The sequence below is a fragment of the Rhodoferax sp. genome (assembly GCF_023700745.1).
GTDB lineage: Bacteria > Pseudomonadota > Gammaproteobacteria > Burkholderiales > Burkholderiaceae_C > Rhodoferax.
This window is the reverse complement of the sequence record NZ_JAMPYG010000032.1, coordinates 1-7,905: the sequence shown is the minus strand read 5'-3', so window position 1 is coordinate 7,905 and position 7,905 is coordinate 1. Positions and strand designations below refer to the sequence as shown.

The 7,905-nt window shown below is 60.9% G+C and carries 7 protein-coding genes; all 7 read right to left on the bottom strand.

Translation table 11 applies throughout. The features are described from left to right. Positions 1–371 precede the first annotated feature (371 nt). A complete protein-coding gene (locus tag NDJ10_RS15175) occupies positions 372–593 on the bottom strand; it encodes a hypothetical protein (RefSeq protein ID WP_296163839.1) in 222 nt (73 codons plus the stop codon). Continuing rightward, entirely contained in the window at positions 590–1,291 is a 702-nt protein-coding gene (locus NDJ10_RS15170) for a response regulator transcription factor (protein WP_296163837.1), read from the bottom strand. The genes NDJ10_RS15175 and NDJ10_RS15170 overlap by 4 nt, the downstream gene beginning before the upstream one ends. Beyond that, a complete protein-coding gene (locus NDJ10_RS15165) occupies positions 1,288–2,706 on the bottom strand; it encodes an HlyD family type I secretion periplasmic adaptor subunit (RefSeq protein WP_296163835.1) in 1,419 nt (472 codons plus the stop codon). The genes NDJ10_RS15170 and NDJ10_RS15165 overlap by 4 nt, the downstream gene beginning before the upstream one ends. Continuing rightward, positions 2,703–4,862, bottom strand: coding sequence for a type I secretion system permease/ATPase (locus NDJ10_RS15160; protein ID WP_296163833.1), 2,160 nt, complete (start codon positions 4,860–4,862; stop codon positions 2,703–2,705). The genes NDJ10_RS15165 and NDJ10_RS15160 overlap by 4 nt, the downstream gene beginning before the upstream one ends. A gap of 146 nt (positions 4,863–5,008) precedes the next feature. After that, positions 5,009–5,425: a F0F1 ATP synthase subunit epsilon gene (locus NDJ10_RS15155; protein WP_296163831.1), complete on the bottom strand. Its 417-nt coding sequence runs from the start codon at positions 5,423–5,425 to the stop codon at positions 5,009–5,011. A 51-nt stretch (positions 5,426–5,476) separates the two neighbouring features. Beyond that, positions 5,477–6,904: a F0F1 ATP synthase subunit beta gene (gene atpD, locus NDJ10_RS15150; protein WP_296163829.1), complete on the bottom strand. Its 1,428-nt coding sequence runs from the start codon at positions 6,902–6,904 to the stop codon at positions 5,477–5,479. A 44-nt stretch (positions 6,905–6,948) separates the two neighbouring features. Continuing rightward, positions 6,949–7,845 (bottom strand): F0F1 ATP synthase subunit gamma, encoded by an 897-nt coding sequence (gene atpG / locus NDJ10_RS15145; protein ID WP_296163827.1) that lies wholly within the window; start codon positions 7,843–7,845, stop codon positions 6,949–6,951. Positions 7,846–7,905 lie beyond the last annotated feature (60 nt).

Here is a 7,905-nt window from a genome sequence, read left to right as displayed (position 1 = left end):
CGCCCACGGTGCGGATGGTTTCGCCTTTTTGCAGGATGTCTCCGGCCTTGAGCTGGCGGCTGACGCCTTGCTCGTTGACTGCAAAGGCGCTGCCTGTACCTGTAAGGGCAGCGACTGTAGCTATTTGGGCCATGATGTTCTCCAGTTAAGGCATTGGGTCTGAGCAAAATGCGCTCAGGGTATGAAACCGTATGCGTCGGAGAATAGGACGATCAAAACCGCTTGGCTATTGGACTTAGGTACAAATTTGAAAATAAATGCCCAGGATTAACCCGCAGGCAAAGGCAATCGCGGCGAGGGTGCCGCTCCCACAGGGGGCAGGTACCTTGTAGGAGGCCCGCCCTCGGACCGAGGGTTGTCGCAGAAACTGCTTAAACCAGGTCGTTGTCGCCGTCCATGGGCAGCAGTTGCAGCCGGTTGTTGAGGCTGGCCCGGGTTTCGCGCCGCTCCAGCAGCTTGGCCTGCGCCGCCTCGGGCAGGTCGGTGAACTGGATCACGCCGCGGGTGATGAGCACGTCGATCAGGTCTTCAAGCACGCGCACCAGACTGGTATCGGTCTGGCTCAGGGCATTGATTTTTTCGGGCTCTGTCATGATTTTGGCTCCACCGTCGGGCTTGGCGCAGGTTCGGGCGATGCCGACAGGCGCAGCACCAGTTGCAGGCGGTCACGCACACCGAGTTTTTCAAAGATGGCGCCCAGATGGGCCTTCACGGTGCGTTCGGAAATAAACATCTTGTCGGCCACTTCCTTGTTGGAGCGGCCGGCCGATACGGCACGGGCCACCTGCGCCTCGCGCGCTGACAGGAGCGTCCAGGCGTTGGGGCCGGTGCTGGGCGTCACGGTTCCAGGCGACTGTGCTTTGCTGACGGCCTGTTGGGCCAGCAGGGCAGCGTTGGTGGAACCCACCAGGCGTTGCAGCAGGTCCGGGCCCACCCACAGGCCGCCGTGTTCGATGACCAGCGCAACCTCTTGCAGCAACGCAGGCACGCCATAAGCATGGGTGTAGCCGCGAGCGCCGTCGTTGAGCGCACGCATGCCCTCGGCGGGCTCGGGCACACCAGAGAGCAACACCACGCGGGCATCAGGTTTGGCTTGCAAAATCTGGCGCAGCGCCTGCGGCCACTGGGCGTCAGCACTGCTCAGCCAGACCAGGCTTTGCGCGGCGGGCAGCCCGGGCAAGCGCGCCAGCAGGGCTTCGGCGTTAAGCGCTTTGATGCTGGCAAAGGCCTCAAGCAGTCGCTCGGGCAAGACCGAGGCCGAACCGGAGAGGAAGAAGTGTTGGGTACTCATCGTTCAGTCATCGCGTTGGCTTTGGCGCGCAGCACAGGTTTGAGCAGATAGGACAACACGGTTTTCTTGCCGGTCATGATGTCCACCTGCGCCACCATGCCGGGAATGATGGGCAGGTTCGGCCCCAAACTGGATTTAAGCGTGCGCACGCGAACATGATAGAACGCGTTGCCTTTTTCATCAAGCACCGAGTCGGCGCCAATCAGGAAAACCTCGGCCTCCAAGCCGCCATAGATGGAGAAGTCATAGGCGCTGAACTTGACCATGGCCGATTGGCCGGGGCGCAAAAAGCCGATGTCCTTGGGGGTAATTTGCACCTCCAGAATCAGCGTATCGTCCAATGGCACCACCTCGACCACCTCTTTGCCAGGCTGGACCACCGCGCCGATGGTGTTGACCAGCAAGCGCTTGACGGTACCGCGCACCGGGGATTTGATGTCGGCGTGCTTGACCTTGTCCTGCAGTGCCACACCGCCCTGCTCCAGGCTGGCGAGCTTGCTCATGGTGTCGGAGAGTTCGGCGCTCATCTGGTTGCGGCTGGTGAGCTGAACCTCGTTGATCTTGCTGTTGGCTTCCTGAATGGCCGACTGCACCCGCGCGATCTGGGCGGTGGCCTGTTCACGGTCACCGCGGATACGGGCGAGCTGCTGGTCGAGGCGCATCATTTCAACCTCGGATACCGCGCCGGTGGCTACCATGGGTCGGGTGGCGTTGATTTCCTTGGTCATCAATTCCAGGCTGCGCTCGGCCTGGTCGCGCCTGGCCCGCACCTCGTTGAGCTCCTGTTGCCGCTGCACCAGCTGGCTTTGGTAGATGGCGGTCTGGGCGCTGATTTCGGCCCGGCGCGACTCATACAGGCGGCGCTCCTGCTCCACCACATCCGGCACGTCGCGCACCAATTCCTTGGGCGGATTGAACGGCGTGCCACGCGTGAGCGCTTCCAGGCGCAAGGCTTTGGCTTGCAGCGCGGCCTGGCTGACCTGGCTTTCCATCAAGGTGGAGACAAAACGGGTGGAGTCGACCCGCAACAGCAGTTGCCCAGCCTCCACCACCTGCCCTTCCTTGACGAGCAGGGCCTCGACCACGCCGCCATCCACACTCTGGATGATCTGCACCTGACTGGTGGGCACCACCCTGGCTTCGCCGCGGGTGACTTCATCGATCTTGGCAAAAGCTGCCCAAACCACCAGCAAGGCCAGCACCGCGGCTGCCAGGCGCAGCAGGCTGCGGGCGCGCAGGGGCTCTTGCTGCAGGCGCGCCCAGTCGGCGTCGCCGGCCCAGTCCAGGTCTTCCTTTTCGTCGGTCGGCGTGAGCCGCTTGACCAGCGGACCGAAGGTGTAGTCGCTGGCCTGGGCAGCCCGCTTGATCAGGTTGCCGGTACCGTCAAAGGCTTTTTTATTGAACAAAGCCATCATGCAGCCTTTCCGATCCGACCCTGGCGTAGCGCCGTGATCACTTGTTCTTTCGGGCCGTCGGCCATGATACGACCGCCGTCCATGACGATGATGCGATCGGCAAGGTCCAGCAAAGAGGTGCGGTGGCTGATCAGGATGACCGTTTTGTCTTTGGCAAACTCGGTGAGTCGGCGCTTGATGTCGTCTTCGCTGGAAAAGTCCATCGACGAGGTGGGTTCATCCAGCAGCATGATGGGCGGGTCGTTGATGACGGCACGGGCAATGGCCACGCCCTGGCGCTGACCGCCCGACAAGGACTCGCCGCGCTCGCCCACCAGCATGTCGAAGCCCTTGGGGTGCTGATTGACCAGGCTCAAAATGCCACCAATTTCCGCTGCCTTGACGATGGCGGCATCATCCGCCAGCGGCGCCCCCAGGGTGATGTTTTCGCGCAGGCTGCCATAGAACAGCATCACGTCCTGCTGCACATAACCAATCTGGCGGCGCAGCTCGGCGGGGTCGAGCTGACGCAGGTCGATGCCGTCAACCAGCACCGCGCCTTCGGTGGGTTGGTACAGGCCCAGAATGAGTTTTTCCAGCGTGGTTTTGCCCGAGCCGATGCGCCCCAGAATGGCCACCTTTTCACCCGACTTGAGGCGGAACGACAGGTTGCGCAGCGACGGCGCGCTTTGGCCGGGGTAGGTGAAACTGACGTCGCGGAATTCCACCTCGCCTTTGAGTCGGCCACGGCTGATGAATTTGGTGTCGGCGGGGCGCTCCACCTCACGCGCCATCATTTCGTTGAGCGAGGTGAGCGCGGTGGCAGCCGTGTGGTACTGCACCAGCAAGCCCGCCACCTGGCCCACCGGCGCCATGGCGCGCGAGGCCAGCATGGTGCAGGCAATCAGGCCACCCAGGGTGAGTTCTCGCTCGGAAATCAGGTAAACACCAATAATGATGATGGCCAGGTTGATGAACTGCTGCACAAAGGCCGAGGTGTTGCTGGCGGTGCTGGAGAGCAGGCGCAACTGGGCGCCGACACGGGCCAGCAGGGCCGCGCTTTTTTCCCATTTGCGTTGAATAGGGGCCTCGGCGGCGAGTGCCTTGATGGTTTCGAAACCCACCAGGCCTTCAATCAGGGTGGCGTTGCGCTGGGCGCCGGCGCGGTAGGTGGTTTCAGCCAGCTCGTGCATGCGGCCCTGCACGATCAGCGCATACAGCACCATGACGGCCGCGCCGATGAGCAGCGGGATCAGCATGAACCAGGAAATCCAGCCAATCACCACCATGAAGATCAATGCAAATGGCAAGTCAATGAACGCCACCACCGTGGCCGAGCCGATGAAATCCCGCACCGACTCAAAGGCGCGCAGGTTGGACGCGAAGGAACCCGCCGAGACGGGGCGCTGCTCCATGCGCATGCCTAGCACCCGCTCCATGATGAAGGCCGACAGCTTGACGTCCGCCCGGCTGCTGGCAAGGTCGATAAAACGGCCACGCATGGTGCGCAACACGAGATCGCTGATGAGCATGATCACCAAGCCCAGCGCCAGCACCCACAGCGTCTCGAACGCCTGGTTGGGCACCACGCGGTCGTACACGTTCATCACAAACAGGGGCATGCCCAAGGCAAACGTATTCGCCAACAGGGCGGCCAGCAAAACGTCGCGGTAGAGCGGGGTGCTTTCGGCGATGACACCCCAGAACCAGTGGCCGTGGCGGCCAGCGCGCACCTGGGGCGTGCGCGCGTCGTAGCGCTGGGTGGGGCGGGCATAAATGGAGGTACCGGTATAGCTGGCCTCCAGCGTGGCCAGCGGCACGGTGACCGTGGCTTCGTTGAGCTCGGGGTAGATGACCTGGGCCGCGTCGCGCGCCTCATTGAAACCCAACACCACGCAGGCCCGGCCATCCTGCAACAGCGCCACAGCAGGCAGCAGGGCGTCGTTGAGCCTGGCCAACGACGTCTGCACAAGCTGGCTGCTCAAGTGCGCACGCAATGCGGCACGGGCAAAAAGACTGGGCGTGAGACGGGCATGCTCTGCTGGCAGCCCTGCCATCAAGGCGTCGCGGGTGGCAGCCTCGCCATGGGTACGCGCCACAATTTGCAGGCAAACCAGCAATTCGTCCACAGCCACCTGAGGTACCGCTGACACGCCTGACACATCCGAATTCGGCATGAGTATTCCCGGGGTTTGATGACTATTATTTTGGTCAGTGTATCAAATACTTACATTTACATTGACCGGGATCATGAAACAAAAAACCCGACGGTGTAACGGTCGGGTTTTTGATGAATCGGCATGAAATTGCCGTTAGGTTACGCTTATTTTTTCTGCCGGTATTTGCGCAAAGCGGCAATCTGGGCCGCCATGACGGCCAGCTCGGACGAGGCGCGGGCCAGGTCGAGATCGGTCTTGGCGTTCTTGACGGCTTCTTCGGCGGCCAGTTTGGCTTCGTTGGCTTTTTCGTCGTCGAGGTCTTTGCCGCGCACTGCGGTGTCAGACAACACGGTGACGCAATCGGGTTGCACTTCGAGGATGCCACCGGCCACAAACACGAACTCCTCGCCACCGTCAGCCAGCTGGATGCGCACCGAGCCCGCCTTGATGCGGGTGATGAGCGGCGTGTGGCGCGGGAAAATGCCCAGCTCGCCCGCTTCACCGGGCAAAGCGACAAAACGCGCTTCGCCGGAGAAGATGGACTCTTCGGCACTCACCACATCAACATGAATAGTGTTCATTTTTTTCCTAATCAGTTGGGGACAGAGCCAAGGATCTGTCCCGCAAAGTCATCAGACTTTCTTGGCTTTCTCAAACGCTTCGTCAATGGTGCCGACCATGTAGAAGGCTTGCTCCGGCAGGTGATCGCACTCGCCGGCCACAATCATCTTGAAGCCGCGGATGGTTTCGGCCAGGCTGACGTACTTGCCGGGCGAGCCGGTAAACACTTCGGCGACGTGGAAAGGCTGCGACAGGAAGCGCTGGATCTTGCGGGCGCGTGCCACCGTCAGCTTGTCTTCAGGGGCCAGCTCGTCCATGCCCAGAATGGCAATGATGTCGCGCAACTCTTTGTAGCGCTGCAGCGTACCCTGCACAGCACGGGCAGTTTCGTAGTGGTCCAGGCCAACCACGTTGGGGTCAAGCTGGCGGCTGGTGGAGTCCAGCGGGTCCACGGCGGGGTAAATACCGAGCGAGGCGATGTCACGGCTCAGCACCACGGTGGAGTCCAGGTGGGCGAAGGTGGTGGCAGGTGACGGGTCGGTCAAGTCGTCGGCGGGCACGTACACGGCCTGAATCGAGGTGATGGAACCGACCTTGGTGGAGGTGATACGTTCTTGCAGGCGGCCCATTTCTTCGGCCAGCGTGGGCTGGTAACCCACAGCAGAAGGCATACGGCCCAGCAAAGCGGACACTTCAGTACCGGCCAGCGTGAAACGGTAGATGTTGTCCACGAAGAACAGCACGTCCTTGCCTTCGTCACGGAAGGACTCGGCAATGGTCAGGCCGGTCAGGGCCACGCGCAGACGGTTGCCCGGGGGCTCGTTCATTTGGCCGTAGACCATGGACACCTTGGATTCTTCGAGCTTCTCAAGGTTCACCACACCGGAGTCAGCCATCTCGTGGTAGAAGTCATTGCCTTCACGGGTACGCTCACCCACACCGGCAAACACCGACAAGCCGCTGTGCGCCTTGGCGATGTTGTTGATGAGTTCCATCATGTTCACGGTCTTGCCGACACCGGCACCGCCGAACAGACCGACCTTACCGCCCTTGGCGAACGGGCACACCAGGTCAATCACCTTGATGCCGGTTTCCAGCAATTCCTGCGACGGGCTGAGTTCGTCGTAAGTGGGGGCCTTGCGGTGGATCGACGCCATCTGGGTGGAAGCCACCGGACCGCGCTCGTCAATGGGCGCGCCGAGCACGTCCATGATCCGGCCCAGTGTGGCAGTGCCGACCGGAACGGTAATGGAGTTGCCGGTGTTGGACACCATCAGGCCACGGCGCAAGCCGTCACTGGAACCCAGCGCAATGGTACGGACAATGCCGTCGCCGAGTTGTTGCTGGACTTCGAGCGTGAGGTTGGAACCTTCGAGCTTGAGTGCGTCGTAAATGCGCGGCATCTGTTCGCGTGGAAACTCCACGTCAACCACAGCGCCAATGCACTGAACAATCTTGCCTTGAACGCCTGCGTTCGTATTTGTGTTTTCCTGAGCCATTTGGTTTTGCTCCAATAAATTTGAATCTTGCTGCTAACTGAGGCTTATCCGCTGATGGCGGCTGCACCGGAGACGATTTCTGACAACTCTTTGGTAATCGCAGCCTGGCGGGTCTTGTTGTAGACCAGCTTGAGCTCGCCAATCACGTTGCCGGCGTTGTCGGTGGCCGCCTTCATGGCAACCATGCGGGCGGCGTGCTCGGAAGCCATGTTTTCGGCCACCGCCTGGAACACCAGTGCCTCCACATAACGCACCAGCAGTTCGTCGATCACGGTCTGCGCATCGGGCTCGTAGATGTAGTCCCAACCATGTTTCTGGCCGGAGGCAGTTTCGCTGGCACGGGCTTCAGCCTGCATCTGCACCGCTGACAGTGGCAGCAGTTGCTCCATCACCACTTCCTGCTTCATGGTGTTGATGAAGCGCGTGTAGGACAGGTAAACCGCGCTGACTTCGCCGTTGGCGTAGGCATCGAGCAAGACCTTGACCGGACCAATCAGGCGGTCCAGGTGCGGACGGTCACCCAACTGAGTCACGTGGGCCACCACCTTGGCGCCAATGCGGTTCAGGAAACCCAGACCCTTGTTGCCAATCGCGACCGCGTGCGTGGTCAGGCCGTCGTTTTGCACCTCACGCAACTTGTTGGTCACGCTGCGCAACACGTTGGTGTTGAGACCGCCGCACAAACCCTTGTCGGTGGTGACCACAATCATGCCCACCACCTTGGCATCGTTGCGCTTCATGAACGCGTGCACATACTCCGGGCTGGACTGCCCCATGTGCGCCGCGATGTTGCGCACTTTCTCGGAATAAGGCCGGGCCGCACGCATGCGCTCCTGAGCTTTACGCATTTTGGAGACGGAAATCATCTCCATGGCTTTGGTGATCTTCTTCGTGCTTTCGAAGTTTTTGATCTTGCCGCGTATTTCCTTGCCAGTTGCCATATCAGTCTCCTTGTCTGTTACGAGGTGACCTCAAGCAAACGACTTTTTGAAGTCGGCAAT

Excerpts from the sequence above, each read along its gene's own strand:
- NDJ10_RS15165 (WP_296163835.1), bottom strand. The coding sequence starts at position 2,706 with ATGATGGCTTTGTTCAATAAAAAAGCCTTTGACGGTACCGGCAACCTG.
- NDJ10_RS15175 (WP_296163839.1), bottom strand. The coding sequence starts at position 593 with ATGACAGAGCCCGAAAAAATCAATGCCCTGAGCCAGACCGATACCAGT.
- atpG (WP_296163827.1), bottom strand. The coding sequence starts at position 7,845 with ATGGCAACTGGCAAGGAAATACGCGGCAAGATCAAAAACTTCGAAAGC.
- NDJ10_RS15160 (WP_296163833.1), bottom strand. The coding sequence starts at position 4,862 with ATGCCGAATTCGGATGTGTCAGGCGTGTCAGCGGTACCTCAGGTGGCT.
- NDJ10_RS15155 (WP_296163831.1), bottom strand. The coding sequence starts at position 5,425 with ATGAACACTATTCATGTTGATGTGGTGAGTGCCGAAGAGTCCATCTTC.
- NDJ10_RS15170 (WP_296163837.1), bottom strand. The coding sequence starts at position 1,291 with ATGAGTACCCAACACTTCTTCCTCTCCGGTTCGGCCTCGGTCTTGCCC.
- atpD (WP_296163829.1), bottom strand. The coding sequence starts at position 6,904 with ATGGCTCAGGAAAACACAAATACGAACGCAGGCGTTCAAGGCAAGATT.